The following is a 15,155-nucleotide window of genomic DNA, read 5'->3' on the forward strand; positions in this document are numbered from 1 at the left end:
TCATGATAATATAATCGGATATTTTGGTCTGCATCCACCAAGCAAAAAAGGAAGAATATTGTGCACCCCATCATTCTCGGCACCGCCGGGCACATTGATCACGGCAAAACTTCTCTCATCAAGGCTCTGACCGGCGTTGATACTGATCGTCTGAAAGAAGAGAAGCTTCGGGGCATAACCATAGAGTTGGGTTTTGCCTCCCTTACCCTGCCCAATGGCCAGCGTTTGGGAATAGTCGATGTACCGGGACATGAGCGGTTTGTGCGACATATGTTGGCGGGAGCTACCGGCATGGACCTAGTGGCCCTCATCATTGCCGCTGACGAAGGGGTCATGCCACAGACCCGGGAGCATCTGGAAATCTGCCAGCTCCTAAAGGTGAAGCGCGGCCTGGTGGTCTTGACCAAGATTGATCTGGTAGAGGAAGAATGGCTGGAGTTGGTAGAGGAAGATGTCCGAAATTTCCTGTCTAATACCTTCTTGGAGGGTGCTCCCATCATCCGTTTCTCAGCGGTGAGTGGGCAAGGCACCTCAGAATTGCTCCAGACCCTGATGGCTCTCGGTGCTGTTGTGCCTCCCAAACCGGTCAGCGGTATTTTTCGACTTCCTATCGACCGGGTCTTCACCATCAAAGGTTTCGGCACCGTAGTTACCGGTACTGCCATATCCGGACAGCTGCGGGTAAGCGATCTGGTGACGATCTATCCGCCGCAGTACAAAGCCAAGGTCCGCAATATCCAGGTTCATGATGAGTATGTGGAAGAAACCCTGGCAGGATTCCGTACCGCAATAAATCTGCAGGGGATTGACAAGTTCGAGCTGGAGCGGGGCATGGTGGCAGCAACTCCGGATTCCCTGCGATGCAGCTTACGTTTGGATGCCCGTCTCGAGATTTTGCCCAGCACCCCCCGCCCGCTCAAAAATCGGCGGGAAGTAAGACTCCACACCGGCGCCAGCGAACAGTTGGCCACTGTAATCCTGCTCTCCCAAGAAGAATTAGCCCCGGGAGAGAGTGGACTGGTGCAATTCCGTCTGAGTAAACCTCTGGCCCTAAAACCTTTTGACCGCTTTGTGATCCGGGAGGTGTCTCCGGTCATCACCGTCGGCGGCGGTCATGTTATCCACATCAACCCACCAGTACACCGGCGTCTTCAGAAAGACATTATCAAGAAATTAGAATTGCTTGAGAGCTGTCCGGAAGCGGAAAGGATTGCCTCTCATCTTGAGGAGTCGGCAGCAGCCGGACTTTCCCGTCAAGAACTCGTGCAATTGCTCACTCTTTCCGCTGCCGAACTCACCCCAATTTTGGAGCAGTTGCAGAAAGACGGACGGATCATCGCCTACGATACCGAAAACAACCGCTATGCCCTTAAAACAGTAGTTGCAGCTCTACAGTCCCAGGCAGTCCAACGGCTGCAAAAATTTCACCAGACTCAGCCCCTGAAGCTGGGCCTTTCTAAAGAAGAATTGCGCCGCCGCCTGCCAGAGAATCTGGAGGTACGCCTTTTCAATTATTTACTGGTAGACCTCGAACAACAGAAGCAGGTAGCAGTCGAGAAGGAACTGGTCCGGCTGGCCGGCCATCAGGTGGTGTTAGCTGGAGAGCAGGAGGAATTGGCCAATCGATTGGAAGTCCTGTATGAAAAAAGCGGGCTGACTCCCCCGACCTTGAAAGAGGCCGGGACAGCGGTGCAGGCCAGAGGCAGCCAACTCAATGAGATCATTAAATTACTGACCGGCAAGGGCCTGTTGGTCAAGGTGAAAGAGGACCTTTTCTTCCATCAGAGTGTCATAGCTGCCTTAAAAACCAAACTGGTGCACTACTTAAAGGAGCACCAGGAGATTTCAGTGCCGCAGTTTAAGGACCTGACTCAAACCAGCCGCAAATTCAGTATTCCGCTTATGGAATACTTCGATGCCGCCCGCGTTACGGTCAGGGTCGGTGAGAATCGCCGTCTGCGGTGATTGCCATGGCATCCTAATTCAAAAAACAACACCAATTCCATAAGCCGAACTTTTATCTCGCAGGCGGGTCAGGTTGCCCTACTGACGGGAATATTTTTCTTTAATCTCAGGCAGCATTTGCTTGATCGCGGAGATCCGCTGCTCATCGGTGGGGTGGGTGGACAAAAAAGCTGGCGGCTTGGCCTTGCCTTTACTATCATCCATCATCCTCTGCCAGAAACCCAAGGCCGCCTCGGGGTCGTAACCCGCCTTGGCCATCAGGATCAGACCGACCTGGTCCGCCTCGTATTCCTGTTTACGGCTATACGGCAAGATAACGCCAACATTGGCGCCTAAACCATAAGCTTGCATCGCGGCCTGGGAGACATAGGCGCTCTGTCCCGCCAGGGCGGCGCTCAGTCCGACGCCTCCGATTTGCGCCAGCATGCCCTGACTCATACGTTCACCGGCATGCCGCAGAATAGCGTGGGCCGCTTCGTGGGAGATAACCGTCGCCAGACCGGCATCATCCTTGGTATATTTGAATATGCCGGTAAATATGCCCACTTTACCACCCGGCAGACAAAAGGCGTTGGCCATTTTGTCATCCTTGAAGACGACGAATTCCCAACGAAAATCCGGCCGGTTAGCAGCCTCGGCAATCCGCTGGCCAACCCGGTTTACCAACTCATTGCTCTGCGGATCTTTGGCAACGGGATATTGTCGCCGGATCTGGGAAAATGCCTGAAAACCCAGGTTGCTTTCCTGGCTCTCCGATGTAAGCATGAGCTGACGTCGGCCTGTATAAGGAGCTGTAGCGCAGGCTGCGGTCATTAGACAGACCAGCACCAGATACCATGACCAGAACCTGAGGAGATCGTTCTTTTCCATTTCCCCTATAAAATAAAATCATCTCTGATAAATGTCAACAGGACGAAGAACCTCTGATTCACAATTAATCAATTCGCCCTACTTCAGATATCTGAGAGAATAGATCAAGGAATGGTGGGCGATGTCCCCCCTACAGCACTACAACACCGACAAATCCATCCGTAGGGACAAATCTTGTATCCGCCCCATGTATCTGAGGTGTTATATTAAGAGATTATGTTGCCTCACCAAGTTCGACCTGCACCGCTCGTGACCTCCCCCCGTTTGAACGGCATCTTTTCATCCCCCTATCAACCCTGCTTTCCAAAGACAGTACCCTCTACTTAATCTAAGTTTCTTGAAAATCCTTATCATTCGAATAAATTTATGTTAATAACAAATGAGTGCCTCAGTAGCCTTTTTGGGGGGGCATGGTTTGCGGGATAATTGAGGGTGACCTAGCAACATCGGGTGCTCTCAGCGGCCTGGAGGAGATTTCTGGGAAACTTAAACTCACAACCTGGGAGACTATCGATGCATGATAAGGCTCAAGCTCTGCGTCGTCTGCTGGCTCGCCCTGGCATCATACAGGTTGCCGGGGCGCATAATGGATTGGGGGCCCGTCTCGTAGAGGAGGCCGGCTTTGATGCGGTCTGGGCCAGTGGCCTGGAAATTTCGGCTGCCAATGCGGTTCCCGATGCCAATATACTGACTATGACAGACTACCAGGAAGCGGCCGCCAATATCAACGAGGCTACCGATCTGCCGGTAATCGCCGACTGTGATACCGGCTACGGAAACTATGGCAATGTCATCCGGTTAATAAAAAAATATGAAGCCTTGGGGATCGCAGCCGTCTGTATTGAGGATAAGTGCTTTCCAAAGGTCAACAGTTATATTCCGGGCCGCCAGGAACTGGCACCCCTACCGGAGTTTGTCGGCAAGATTATGGCTGCTAAAGATGCTCAGATATCAGCGGCATTCATGGTCATTGCCCGGGTGGAAGCATTGATCGCCGGCTGGGGGTTGGAAGAGGCCTGGCGGCGGGCCGAAGCTTATGCCGCAGCCGGGGCTGATGCCATCCTGATCCATTCCAAAGCAAAAACCCCTGATGAAATCCAGGCCTTTATTCGGGGTTGGCGGCGGGCCGAACCTCTGGTAGTGGTACCCACCAGTTACTCTCAGGTAACGGTGGAAGAATTGGCAGCCTGGGGAGTCAAAATTGTCATCTATGCCAATGCCGGTCTGCGGGCGGCGGTGCGGGCGATGAGTCAAGTTCTGCGGAAGCTTCGGCAGGCCGGTTCCCTGGCTGCAGTGGAAGCCGATATCACCCCGATGAGCACCATCTTCGAACTCCAGGATATGCCCCGCCTGCGAGCTGCAGAGAAAAAATACTCATGCCGGCCTTATGATGATTATACAGTGATTATCCCGGCGGCAGGGCGGCCCCAAGGTGGAGATAGGCTCTCGCTTCTGTTGACCGATCAGCCCGCAGCGATGTTGCCTCTAAAAGGCAAACCGTTATTGCAACATAATGTCGAAACCCTCAGGCGCCTGGGATTAGACCGGATACTGGTGATCACCGGCTATAAGGCCGAGGCCATCGATATTACTGGCATTAAGACAGTTTTTAATCCGGATTTCGCCGCTTGTCATATCCTCCATTCCATTATGCAGGCCGGGAGTCATTTCAATCGGCAGACCCTGCTCATATACGCTGATATTCTGTTCGAACCCTTCATTATCCAGAAACTCCTGGATTGCCGAGCAGATATTGTCCTGGTGGTGGACAATTCTTTCAGATACGGATATAATCCCAATAAGAATTTAGATCTGGTAGTGGCCCGGGAAAAACCCCTCCCCCGAAAGCGGCGGTTTCTGGAGCGGACCGACAACCTGGCAATGCGTATCGGTCACGATACTATCAGTGATGCAGAAGCTGACTATGAATTCATTGGCATCGTCAAAAGTTCGGCAGCCGGGACTAAGGCCTTAAAAGAGATCTACGACGACTGTCGCCAGAAATATCAACACCGGCCTTTTCACGAAGCCGCCACCTTTTATCAGGCCTCTTTTACCGACCTGCTGCAAGAGGTCATTGACCGCGGCCTGCCGGTAAAACTCCTCGAGGTCAACTCGGGTTGGATGGAAATACAGACCTTCGAGGATTATCAACGGGCCTTGTCTCTCTTTAACCTGCCTGGGCAGGGAATCACCGCACACGATGAAAGTGAGGTACCCCCTCTTGCGCTGCAGGCCCTGAACCTCTCCTGACATTGGCATTTAGAGAGAAGATTGGTTAAGGCGATGGTCGATGCCATTGAACTTATTGAATTTTTTGATAATTTAGGTTTTGGCCCTTACACCGGAGTCCCCTGCTCGCTGCTTAATCCCCTGATCAGCTACCTGGAACGGGATTCGAACCGACTATACGTTGCTGCGGCCAGCGAAGGGGAGGCCATGGGAATAGCAGCGGGCTGGAACCTGGCCGGACGCCAGCCGGTTATCCTGATGCAGAACTCCGGTTTTGGGAATGCAGTCAATCCCTTGACCTCTTTGCAATTGATCTACCATTTCCCCTGCCTGCTGGTCATTTCCTGGCGGGGAGAACCTGGGCGGCCGGATGCGGTGCAACACCGGATTATGGGTCTAAAAATGCCGGGGCTGCTGGCCCTCCTGGGTCTTTCCTATACTGTGCTGACGGGCGACTGGGAGGTTGACCGGGAAAAACTGCAATGGCTGCAGGGGCAGATGACGGTCTTAAATCAACCGGCAGCGCTTATCGTTCCGAGAGGCACAATCGCTCCGGTAACTAAGTATATTCAACAACCCCAGCGGTCTCTGAAGCGCCAGGAGGCCATTGCTATCATCTGTCAGACCCTGCGGGGTGATGAACTCTTGATCTCTACAACCGGCAAAATCTCCCGGGAATTGTATAACACTAAAGATGCCGGGAACAATTTTTATATGGTGGGATCTATGGGATGTGCCAGCGCCATTGGCCTGGGTCTAGCCCTGGCCCAGCCGCAGCGGCGTGTGGTGGTCCTGGACGGCGACGGCGCCTGTCTGATGAAAATGGGCAACCTTAGCACCATCGGCCATTATCGCCCGGCCAATCTGATCCACTTAGTACTGGATAACGAGGCCTATGATTCCACCGGCGGCCAGGCCAGCAACTCCGCAACCGCCTCCCTAAGTGGGGTGGCGAAGGAGGCAGGCTACCGGACAGCCCAGCAGGTGAGCGACCCCGAGGCACTGACCGAACGGTTGCAGACCATCTTAGGCCAGCCGGGGCCGCATTTCCTTTTAATAAAAGTGGCAACCGGGGCCGCAGTAGATCTGCCGCGACCGTCTCTAACCCCTCCGGAGATGAAGGACCGGTTTCAGACCGTCCTCAAGACTTATCCCAGGATCTGACCGTGATTGCCGTCATTTTAAGCGCTGGCGTCGGCCGCCGGTTGGCGCCGCTAACTGAGAGCATCCCTAAAGCCCTGATTGAGGTCGGCGGTCGCCCCCTCATCTGGCATACTCTGGTAGCCCTACGTTATTTCGGTGTCTCCGAGGTGGTGTTGGTCGTCGGACATCGGCGGGAACTGCTGCAAAAGCAACTCCGCTCCGGCTTCTCGGGAATCACCCTCCACTGGGTGGAAAACGAACACTACGCCCAAACCGGCAGCCTCTACTCCCTCTGGCTGAGTCGGGGCTATCTTGGAGGACCATTTCTCTTTATGGATGCCGACCTGTTATTTAACCCCTTCATTCTGGCCGGTCTGCCCGAATGGACTGAAAGAAGCCGCCTCCTGGTAGGCCCGCTCGACCACGACAGCGGCGAAGAAGTCAAAGTGTACCAGGAGCAGGGTTTGGCGGTGGCTATCGGCAAGAATGTTCGCGTTCAGGCACCTCTGGCCGGCGAGGCACTAGGCATCATCAGCGTCGCCGCTGCAGACGCACCCCTGGCGATCAGCCTGATGGATGCCTTAATCAGAATGGCACCGCAGACCGAACACGAGGAGTTGTCCCAGGCCCTTTGTCAACACCGGCGCCTCTGGGTAGAGGATATCGGCCACCAGGCATGGCTGGAAATCGATTTTCTGGAAGATGTCTCTCGGGCTCGGCAAGAGGTTTGGCCTGCCATTCAACAACAGGTGGCTGCCGTCGGTCGCCAGGATATTTTTGCGGATAGCTAGGAGAGAGAATGACAAGAGAGAGGAGACAGTATCACGTTGCAATTACCGCCGCGTAAAGTATTGTTGAACCCCGGACCGGCAACAACTACCGATACCGTCAAAACCGCCCTGGTGGTGGCCGATATCTGCCCGCGTGAAACTGAATTTGCCGAGGTTATGCGGCAAGTCCGACACGATCTGGTAAAGATTGCCGGGGGAAGCCCTGAAAGTCACACGGCGGTGCTTTTTACCGGTTCGGGCACTGCGGTGATGGATGCGGTGCTCAATTCGGTGGTGCCATCCGGCAGGGCTGTAATTGTTATTAACAACGGTGCTTATGGGGAACGTCTGGCGGCCATCGTCCGATGTTACCGATTGCCGCTATTGGAATTGCGCTATCCTTGGGGCGAATGGCCTGATTTGGCCCAGGTGGAAGCTACCATGAAAGCCCATCCGGAGGCCTCGCATCTGGCTCTGGTACATCATGAGACCAGTACCGGGTTATTAAATCCACTCTCGGAGGTGGCTGCTTTGGCCCGCCGTCACGGCGTCGGACTGATCGTCGATGCCATCTCCAGTCTGGGCGGACTACCGCTTGATGTACGGCAGGAGAATATTGATTTTCTCCTATCGACGTCAAATAAGTGTCTACAGGGAATGCCAGGATTGTCTTTCGCCATCTGCCGACGGCAGGCTCTGGAAGAGATTCGGGAAGTGCCGCGGCGAACCTTCTACCTCAACCTCTATCAGCAGTACCAACATTTTGCGGCCAATGGCCAGATGCAGTTCACCCCGCCGGTACAGGTAATCTACGCCCTGTCCCAGGCCATCAGGGAATATTTTGCCGAAGGCGCGGCCAATCGTTTTGAGCGCTACCGCCGCAACTGGCAGACGTTGTTTGCAGGCCTCAAACAATTAGGATTCCAAACCCTGCTGCCTCTTGAGCGTCAATCACCTCTATTGACCACAGTGCTGGAGCCTGATGACCCCAACTACAGTTTTGACAAGATCCACGATGCCTGCTACCGGAGAGGTTTTACTATTTATCCCGGCAAATTGCAGGCAGAGCGGACGTTCCGGGTGGCTAACCTCGGGGCGATTGATTATCACGATATACAGGCCTTTTTAAGAGCCTTGGAGGAGGTCTTGGGCGAATTTCAGGTCAAGATACCGGTGATCTACCACTAATGACGATCGCCGCTTGTATCAGCGTTCCGACGGAGGGATTTGCCGCTGACCTTTTTGGGATGGTGGCCGGACTGCCCCTATGGCAAAGGCAGCTTCTGATGCTTTCTCGCACCGGGGCGACGCCTATTGCTATCCTGGAACAACCGGACAGGAAGGAGAAGCTGCGGCGGGAGTTGGCAGCGGTGCAGAAATTGCCGCCAGTCAGGATCATCTCCGATCCTCGGGAGTTGGCGCATACATCGCTTAACCACGAAGTGGAAGGTTGCCTGTACCTGCCGCTTAATCTTTTGATCGAGCCCGAGCGGCTGGCTGCCTTTGCTGCCCAGGACCTGCCGCAGGGACAGGTTGCGGTCGGAATAGTTTCGATGAGCCATGCGACGGGCGCGGATACAGGTAAGTTAGAAAATCGGTCACCGGTACTATTATCCGGCGATCGGGTGGTGTCCTGGGGAGAGAGAGAGTCGGCAACGACCGAACAGGCGTCCCGCCTGCTGCTCTTTTCAACCTCCGCTTGGCAGGAGTGGCGAAATAGCGGCCATGATCTTGACTTATTTCTGACCCGCTTAGCGCGTCAGGACCGGCTCCGGGGGATAGAGTTGCATAGCGGTGAGGTTTTTTTCATCCGGCAACAGCAGGATCTTGAGTCGGCTACAAATTGGCTGATTAGCCGGGAAGAAAGTTCACCGGTTGGAGAAGGAATACTCGAGAATTCCTGGAATCGCGCCTTGGCGCGGCGGCTTCTGCCCTGGATACTTCGACAACAGATTGCCCCGAATCAAATCACCCTGACCGCCTTCCTGTTCGGTCTATTGGCCGCCTGGGCTTTTGCTCAAGGTTCCCATGGTTGGTCCGTGGCTGCGGGCCTGTTGTTGCCTCTGCTCCTGGTATTGGATTGCTTGGATGGGGCCGTAGCTCGATTGAAATTTAAAGAGTCCCGTCTGGGCGCCTGGCTGGATCGGCAGGGTGATAGCCTGCTTAATCTGCTATTGTTTTGGGGGATAGCCCGCGGGTGCTATCTAGCTTCCTCCCATCCCGTTTTTCTGGTTGCGGGAGTTCTTTTAACTTTCGGTTATCTGAGCTGTTGGTGGCTATTGGACATGCCAGGGGTTGTTGCCCTGCCAACTGCCCAGGCTCCTGAAAGCTGGAAAGAAAAAATCCTGGCGGAGCTGTCAAGTCGGGACTTCTTTTATCTGATCTTATTATTAGCCTGTTTGAATCGATTAGAATGGCTGATTGTCGGCAGTGCGGTGGGAACCAACATTTTTGCAATAGTTCTCCTTAGGCAGAAATATTATGACCAAGGCTAAGATACTCTTAGTAGTTATCGCATCCCTATTTCTATTCTGGATGCTCAGATCGGTTGGCTGGGAGGCAATCCTACAGCATCTCAGAATGGTCGGCTGGTATTGGCCGCTGATTCTCCTGCCCTACCTGCTGGTGAACCTTTTGGATTCCATGTCCTGGTATTTCAGCTTTGGAAGTCCACCGACCGGTTTGACGATCCGATACCTGTTCTTCAATCGGTTGGCCGGTGAAGCCATTAATATCCTGACCCCGATGGCCAGTTTAGGGGGTGAACCGGTCAAGGCCATGTTATTACAGAAAAAGGGAGTTTCCTTGACCAACTCCACCGCCTCTTTGGTCATCAGCAAGGGAATTATGGCGTTGTCGATGGTGCTGTATATCCTTTTAGGGCTGGCGCTGGCGCCGTTTCTCTTTCACCTGTCATCGGCGTGGCTGTGGGGGCTGTTGGCGGCTGCCTTAGTGCTGGGTGGCGGGGCGTTGGGATTTGTCCTGTTGCAGAGATATGGATTATGCCAGCTCGGCCTGGCAGTACTGGAAAGATGCCGTTTCCTGCCTGGCCGCTTGAAAGAAAAAGAAGAGGCCATCTGTCGTCTGGACGCCCAAATGTCGACTTTTTACCGGCAACATGGGAGGAAATTTTTTCTGGCCTTGGGGCTGTACTTCCTCAGTTGGCTAATCCACGGCCTGGAAGTATATATTATCTTTTACCTCTTAGGACATCCCATCGGATTGGTGACCGCTCTCTGCCTGGACGCCCTGGCCACCCTGATCGGCGGTCTGGCCTTTTTTATTCCGGGGAATCTGGCGGTACAGGATGGCGGCATTATCCTGTTGACCATCGGATTGCACTTAGGTTCGCTGCTTGGCGCTGCCTGTAGTGTGATCCGGCGCCTGCGAGAGGGTTTTTGGCTGGCCGTCGGGCTCGTGGCGCTGGCCTACGACCGCTAAAAACAGGACGTGCAGCAGTTTCCTTCAGACCTGAGAACGAAAAGACGATTACTGGCGAGGTGGAAAGATAGTCGACATTGATTGACCGCTTAACCTCTGCTTGCAATACGACGATGGTTGCCTTATAGTTAAATATAAGATTGATTATAATGCCATTACGCGACTATCGATCAGCAGGTACAGCAATAAGGAGATGAAAAGAACATGCCCATTTTTGAATTCCATTGCAATGACTGTGGCCAAGATTTTGAGAAATTAGTTTTTGGGAGCGGCGAAGTTGTAGAGTGTCCGGCCTGTCATCAGACTAATTGTGAAAAGTTGATGAGTGCTTGCAATGCTAAGGTCGGCTTCAAGCTCACGTCCACTTCTTCCGGAGGCAAAGGAGCTTCCTGTACCGGCTGCACTGCGACCAGTTGCAGCACCTGCCATTAAGCTGTGAGACCGCCCTTCCTAAAGTCGGGAAGGGCGATACTTCATACACGCACCAGTAATATTCCGGCGTGGTCTAGGATCAAGACACCTGCGAGAAACACCGCCATTTCTTTTACCGTAATGACCCCGTGATCAACAACAAGAGATTTTTCTTGCAATTCCCGTAAAATCCTCTTAGAATATATTTTTGTTTAACAAGGAGGCGGTTTTCATGGCTAAGTTCTGCGAAATATGCGGCAAAGGGCCGCAGGTGGGCAATAACGTCTCGCATGCCAACAACAAGACCAAACGGCGCTGGCTGCCAAATCTCAGGCGGGTACGGGCGCTGCAGAACGGTCAGGTGAAATATATTCAGGTATGTACCCGCTGCCTCCGGTCTGGCCGGGTGGTAAAGCCGGCTTGATGATACCGGAGGCGGAAGCTCAATCGGTTGAAGCCAGACCATACTGAGCGCTGCCAAACAAGCTGCAGAGTTAAAAAGGGCCATTTCCTGAGGGCTTCTCTGCCATCCTGTTTTATGGCGGCTTTTTAATGAGCGTTTGGAGATATAGAAGGTCGTGTCGCGGGTAAACCCGGATCGCCTCAGTAAGTGGTTCTACCGAACCATGCGTTGGCTGACGCGTCAGAGTTTTCAGCGGTATTTTAGGTTGGCAGTGGAAGGCCTGGACCATTGGCCGATGCAGGGACCGGCCATCCTCTGTCCCAAGCACCAGCGGTGGGAAGACGTGCCGATCGTCGGCCTGACATTTCCCCGCCCTCTGTATTATGTGGCCAAGGTCGAACTTTTTCAGAATCTTGCCAGCCGCACCCTGGTGCAGGCCTTGGGAGGCATTCCCTTGGATCGCCAGAGACCGCAGGCGACTCTATCGACGTTTCGGTCCCTCAACCGTATCCTGCAGCGCCAGGAGCAGATCGTCCTTTTTCCCGAGGGTACCTATGTTCCCGGTCAGGTAGGTTGTGGCAAGCATCGCTTCATTCAACTTCTGCTGCGACTGCAGACACACCTGCCGCAAAAACGCCTGCCGTTCATTCCGGTGGGTATAAGATACCAACCCGATCCACCCGGATGCCGGGTTCGGGTCCGCATCGGCCTCCCCATCACGACTGATGGCCCGGAGCAGGCCGGCAACCTCACTCGGCAAATCATGGCCGCCATAGAGAAATTGCAAGCTCCGGACTAGAGTCGCCCGCCCTCCCCTACTTGTCCCAGCAAACGTTTTTACTGCTCTCGTTAATAGACAGACTTCCGATCCGCCCTTGGCGCCGGTCATCTCTAAGCTTTTCTCCCATAAAACAGACAGACAACCCCAAAAGTCAGCCGCCGATATCTGACCTGGCGGAATCCTACCTCCTGCAGTTCTTGGCAAAATGCCGTGGCCGGGGGAAAATGAACGATAGATTCGGCCAGATAGCGGTAGGCAAAGGCATGTCGCGAGAAGACCCGGCCGATTAAGGGCAGAAGATGATTGAGGTAGAGGCGGTAGAGTTGCAAACGCCAGCCAACCTCGGGCGGAATGAATTCTAAAATGGCCGCCACGCCACCCGGCCGCAGCACCCGCAGGATTTCCTGTAAAACTGCACCGCGATCCGGCAGGTTGCGGATACCGAAGGCAATAGTCAAACCGTCAAACTGGTCGTTGGCAAATGGCAGGGCCATGGCGTCGGCGGCAATGGGCAATATCCGGGGCTGGCCTTGGGCGGCCAATTTCTCCCGGCCGCGATGCAGCATCGGCAGGCTGAAGTCGACTGCTGCAACCAGGGCCTGAGGGTGTTGGCGAACTGTTTCCAGGGAGACATCTAGAGTCCCGGCTGCCAGGTCCAGGATGAAAGGTTCGGATGGAAGCTGAAGGCCTTTTACTAGAGCCCGCCGCCAGTAGACGTCTTGCCTGAGGCTGAGGCCGCGGTTGAGGAAATCATACCAGGGGGCGATACTGGAAAACATGCGTTCAATCCGGGTCCCGAGCAGATTTTCCGCAGTCAAGGTCTTTTCTTTTTCATTCATGCCGTTATTGTGGAAAAGCCTAACCATTTTGTCAACTGACGAAGGAAAATATGTAAATATCAACAATCCGTCTGCATTGAGTTGTTTGGGGCGAATACAAGATTCGCCCCTACAGACGGGTCTGTCGATGCTGTGGTGCTTTACGGTGGGGGCCGCCAACCATGTCACAGACGGGTCTGTCGATGCTGTGGTGCTGTAGGGTGGGGGCCGCCAACCATGTTCCTGATCTATTATCTCAGATAGCTGAAGTATTACCAGAGATGAACTTTTTAAACTGTTGATGATTCCTGTACGCAGAAATTCAGCCTGCCGATATGTCCTTTCAGCGAACTCGGACAGATGCCGGAGGTTTCCCAATTTATTTTTTCATTGACTCTTGGCTGGATTATTGCTAATTAATGAAAAAATGCACAAAAGTTATGAACGTTAATCCACTAAAGGAGAGGTATCCTATGGCTGCCACCTTAATTAAGGGGGCCGAAGTTGCGGCCCAGATTCGGGAAGAGTTGAAACAGGAAGTCGCCGACCTCAAGGCCAAACACAATATCGTCCCTGGCCTGGTCACCATCCTGGTAGGTGAAGACCCTGGTTCGGTGAGCTATGTCACCGCCAAACAGAAGACTGCCCATGAGCTGGGTTTTTATTCTGTTCAGGACAGTCAGCCTCCCACTATTTCAGAGGCCGACTTGTTGGCCCTGATCGACAAGTATAACAAGGACCCCAAACTTCACGGCATCCTAGTCCAGCTCCCCCTGCCCAAGAGCATCGACACCAACAAGGTCCTGTATGCCATCGACCCCAATAAAGACGTCGACGCTTTTCATCCGGTAAATGTGGGCCGCATCCTGATTGGCCAGTATGCCTTCCTGCCCTGTACCCCGGCTGGCTGTCAAGAACTCATCGTTAGAGCCACCGGCGACCCGAAGGGTAAAGAGCTGGTAGTGGTGGGCCGCTCCAATATCGTCGGCAAACCTATGGTGGCCATCATGATCCAGAAGCTTCCCGGGGCCAACTGCACCGTCACCTGCGTCCATACCGGCACCCCCAAGGATAAGATGATCGAACACTGCCGTCGGGCCGATATCCTCGTCGTGGCCGCCGGCGTACCCAAATATGTACAAGCCGACTGGGTCAAAGAAGGCGCGGTGGTCATCGATGTAGGCGTTAACCGTATCGGTATGACCGAGTCCGGCAAGGCCAAACTGGCCGGCGACGTAGACTTTGACACTGTGAAGGAAAAGGCCTCCTTCATCACCCCGGTTCCTGGTGGGGTCGGCCCGATGACCATCACCATGCTCATGAAGAACACCGTCATGGCTGCCAAATTGGCTGCGGGGTTGGTTAAGGTTTAAGGGAAAATAGTACAGGATTCTGTTTAAGTTGTTCCTGATAAGGTAACACTTCGGTTGCTTGAGGCGAATACAAGATTCGCCCCTACAGATGGGTCTGTCGATGCTTTGGTGCTGTAGGGTGGGCACCACAAACCATGCTCCTGATCTACTATCTCAGATAGCTGAAGTATTACCTGATAAGAAAGCAAGGGGGAGGATCGCAGATCTGCCCCCTTAATGTTTTATTGACCATATTGCACTTGATTTAACTGGTTAAACATGCTATAAAAATAATTATCTTTTTACAATGGCGGAGGATAGCATGGTCACCAGAGAAATCGTCCTGGCTGCCCTAAAAGAACTCATCCTGCCGGAATTACAGGTTATTAAACAGGATCAGGCGGAGTTTAAAACGGCTCTGGCGTTGACCAATAAGCGCCTGGACGATATCAACGCCCACTTGGTGGATCAGAGCCGACGCATTGATGACACCAATAAACGCATCGATGCTATTCATACCGATCTAATCAAGCGCATCGATGATACCAATAAATACATCGGTGCTATTCATACCGATGTGATCAGGCGCATCGATGATAGCAATAAACGCATCGATGAAACGAATAAACGCATTGATGACACCAATAAGTACATCGGTGCTATTCATACCGATCTAATCAAGCGCATCGATGACACCAATAAACGTATCGATGCTATTCATACCGATGTGATCAGCCGGATTGATGATGCCAATAGACGTATCTCAGAAGTGCACGATGATCTGTTGGCCCGCTTTGACGGAACCCATCTGCGTATCGATATGATCAACCAGCGTCTTGATCGTCAGAATGAAGTCGTTGTGCAACGGGAAGAACATTATTCCCTTGATCAGCGGGTGAGGCACCTGGAATTGGAGATGCAGCAAGTAAAGAGTCGTCCGGCGGCCTAGACTCCTCTGAAAAGTATTTA

Annotated in this window: 14 protein-coding genes; 12 read left to right on the forward strand and 2 right to left on the reverse strand. The window is 53.3% G+C overall.

What is annotated here, in order from left to right; all coding sequences use genetic code 11:
- Positions 1–60 precede the first annotated feature (60 nt).
- Positions 61–1,965: a selenocysteine-specific translation elongation factor gene (gene selB / locus DESAC_RS11270; RefSeq protein ID WP_013707198.1), complete on the forward strand. Its 1,905-nt coding sequence runs from the start codon at positions 61–63 to the stop codon at positions 1,963–1,965.
- A gap of 78 nt (positions 1,966–2,043) precedes the next feature.
- Here the strand turns inward: selB and DESAC_RS11275 are convergent, their stop codons facing one another.
- Positions 2,044–2,835 carry a M48 family metallopeptidase gene (locus DESAC_RS11275; protein ID WP_013707199.1) on the reverse strand — a complete coding sequence of 264 codons (792 nt, stop codon included), beginning with the start codon at positions 2,833–2,835 and terminating at the stop codon, positions 2,044–2,046.
- Between the two features lie 513 nt (positions 2,836–3,348).
- On the opposite strand from DESAC_RS11275, the gene DESAC_RS11280 reads away from it, so the two are divergent.
- The 9 genes from DESAC_RS11280 to DESAC_RS11320 all read left to right on the forward strand — a co-directional run bounded on the left by DESAC_RS11280 (position 3,349) and on the right by DESAC_RS11320 (position 12,034).
- Positions 3,349–5,088 carry an isocitrate lyase/phosphoenolpyruvate mutase family protein gene (locus tag DESAC_RS11280; RefSeq protein WP_013707201.1) on the forward strand — a complete coding sequence of 580 codons (1,740 nt, stop codon included), beginning with the start codon at positions 3,349–3,351 and terminating at the stop codon, positions 5,086–5,088.
- Between the two features lie 33 nt (positions 5,089–5,121).
- On the forward strand, positions 5,122–6,231 hold the full coding sequence (aepY, locus tag DESAC_RS11285; RefSeq protein WP_013707202.1) for a phosphonopyruvate decarboxylase: 1,110 nt from the start codon (positions 5,122–5,124) through the stop codon (positions 6,229–6,231).
- Between the two features lie 2 nt (positions 6,232–6,233).
- A complete protein-coding gene (locus tag DESAC_RS11290; protein ID WP_013707203.1) occupies positions 6,234–7,001 on the forward strand; it encodes a phosphocholine cytidylyltransferase family protein in 768 nt (255 codons plus the stop codon).
- A gap of 36 nt (positions 7,002–7,037) precedes the next feature.
- Positions 7,038–8,168 (forward strand): 2-aminoethylphosphonate aminotransferase, encoded by a 1,131-nt coding sequence (locus DESAC_RS11295; RefSeq protein WP_013707204.1) that lies wholly within the window; start codon positions 7,038–7,040, stop codon positions 8,166–8,168.
- On the forward strand, positions 8,168–9,475 hold the full coding sequence (locus tag DESAC_RS15380) for a CDP-alcohol phosphatidyltransferase family protein (protein ID WP_013707205.1): 1,308 nt from the start codon (positions 8,168–8,170) through the stop codon (positions 9,473–9,475). Before DESAC_RS11295 ends, DESAC_RS15380 begins: the two co-directional genes overlap by 1 nt.
- The gene (locus tag DESAC_RS11305) at positions 9,462–10,421 is read left to right on the forward strand and encodes a flippase-like domain-containing protein (protein ID WP_013707206.1); all 960 of its coding nucleotides are present in this window, start codon (positions 9,462–9,464) and stop codon (positions 10,419–10,421) included. The genes DESAC_RS15380 and DESAC_RS11305 overlap by 14 nt, the downstream gene beginning before the upstream one ends.
- A gap of 204 nt (positions 10,422–10,625) precedes the next feature.
- Positions 10,626–10,853 carry an FmdB family zinc ribbon protein gene (locus DESAC_RS17030; RefSeq protein WP_013707207.1) on the forward strand — a complete coding sequence of 76 codons (228 nt, stop codon included), beginning with the start codon at positions 10,626–10,628 and terminating at the stop codon, positions 10,851–10,853.
- Between the two features lie 211 nt (positions 10,854–11,064).
- Entirely contained in the window at positions 11,065–11,256 is a 192-nt protein-coding gene (gene rpmB / locus DESAC_RS11315; protein WP_013707208.1) for a 50S ribosomal protein L28, read from the forward strand.
- Positions 11,257–11,410: 154 nt separating this feature from the next.
- On the forward strand, positions 11,411–12,034 hold the full coding sequence (locus tag DESAC_RS11320) for a lysophospholipid acyltransferase family protein (RefSeq protein ID WP_013707209.1): 624 nt from the start codon (positions 11,411–11,413) through the stop codon (positions 12,032–12,034).
- 92 nt (positions 12,035–12,126) lie between these two features.
- Here the strand turns inward: DESAC_RS11320 and ubiE are convergent, their stop codons facing one another.
- Positions 12,127–12,855, reverse strand: coding sequence for a bifunctional demethylmenaquinone methyltransferase/2-methoxy-6-polyprenyl-1,4-benzoquinol methylase UbiE (gene ubiE, locus DESAC_RS11325; protein ID WP_052301951.1), 729 nt, complete (start codon positions 12,853–12,855; stop codon positions 12,127–12,129).
- 452 nt (positions 12,856–13,307) lie between these two features.
- Here ubiE and DESAC_RS11330 point away from each other — a divergent pair, with 452 nt between their 5' ends.
- Both DESAC_RS11330 and DESAC_RS15385 read left to right on the forward strand, forming a co-directional pair.
- Positions 13,308–14,207 carry a bifunctional 5,10-methylenetetrahydrofolate dehydrogenase/5,10-methenyltetrahydrofolate cyclohydrolase gene (locus tag DESAC_RS11330; protein WP_013707211.1) on the forward strand — a complete coding sequence of 300 codons (900 nt, stop codon included), beginning with the start codon at positions 13,308–13,310 and terminating at the stop codon, positions 14,205–14,207.
- 301 nt (positions 14,208–14,508) lie between these two features.
- Entirely contained in the window at positions 14,509–15,135 is a 627-nt protein-coding gene (locus tag DESAC_RS15385; RefSeq protein WP_013707212.1) for a hypothetical protein, read from the forward strand.
- The last annotated feature ends 20 nt before the right edge of the window (positions 15,136–15,155 follow it).

The organism is Desulfobacca acetoxidans DSM 11109 (genome assembly GCF_000195295.1).
GTDB classification, from domain to species: Bacteria; Desulfobacterota; Desulfobaccia; order Desulfobaccales; family Desulfobaccaceae; genus Desulfobacca; species Desulfobacca acetoxidans.

What these genes read in the sequence shown, in the direction of transcription:
- DESAC_RS11275 (WP_013707199.1), bottom strand. Translation starts at nt 2,835, where the DNA reads ATGGAAAAGAACGATCTCCTCAGGTTCTGGTCATGGTATCTGGTGCTG.
- DESAC_RS11280 (WP_013707201.1), top strand. Translation starts at nt 3,349, where the DNA reads ATGCATGATAAGGCTCAAGCTCTGCGTCGTCTGCTGGCTCGCCCTGGC.
- aepY (WP_013707202.1), top strand. Translation starts at nt 5,122, where the DNA reads ATGGTCGATGCCATTGAACTTATTGAATTTTTTGATAATTTAGGTTTT.
- DESAC_RS15380 (WP_013707205.1), top strand. Translation starts at nt 8,168, where the DNA reads ATGACGATCGCCGCTTGTATCAGCGTTCCGACGGAGGGATTTGCCGCT.
- DESAC_RS11305 (WP_013707206.1), top strand. Translation starts at nt 9,462, where the DNA reads ATGACCAAGGCTAAGATACTCTTAGTAGTTATCGCATCCCTATTTCTA.
- DESAC_RS17030 (WP_013707207.1), top strand. Translation starts at nt 10,626, where the DNA reads ATGCCCATTTTTGAATTCCATTGCAATGACTGTGGCCAAGATTTTGAG.
- rpmB (WP_013707208.1), top strand. Translation starts at nt 11,065, where the DNA reads ATGGCTAAGTTCTGCGAAATATGCGGCAAAGGGCCGCAGGTGGGCAAT.
- ubiE (WP_052301951.1), bottom strand. Translation starts at nt 12,855, where the DNA reads ATGAATGAAAAAGAAAAGACCTTGACTGCGGAAAATCTGCTCGGGACC.
- DESAC_RS11330 (WP_013707211.1), top strand. Translation starts at nt 13,308, where the DNA reads ATGGCTGCCACCTTAATTAAGGGGGCCGAAGTTGCGGCCCAGATTCGG.
- DESAC_RS15385 (WP_013707212.1), top strand. Translation starts at nt 14,509, where the DNA reads ATGGTCACCAGAGAAATCGTCCTGGCTGCCCTAAAAGAACTCATCCTG.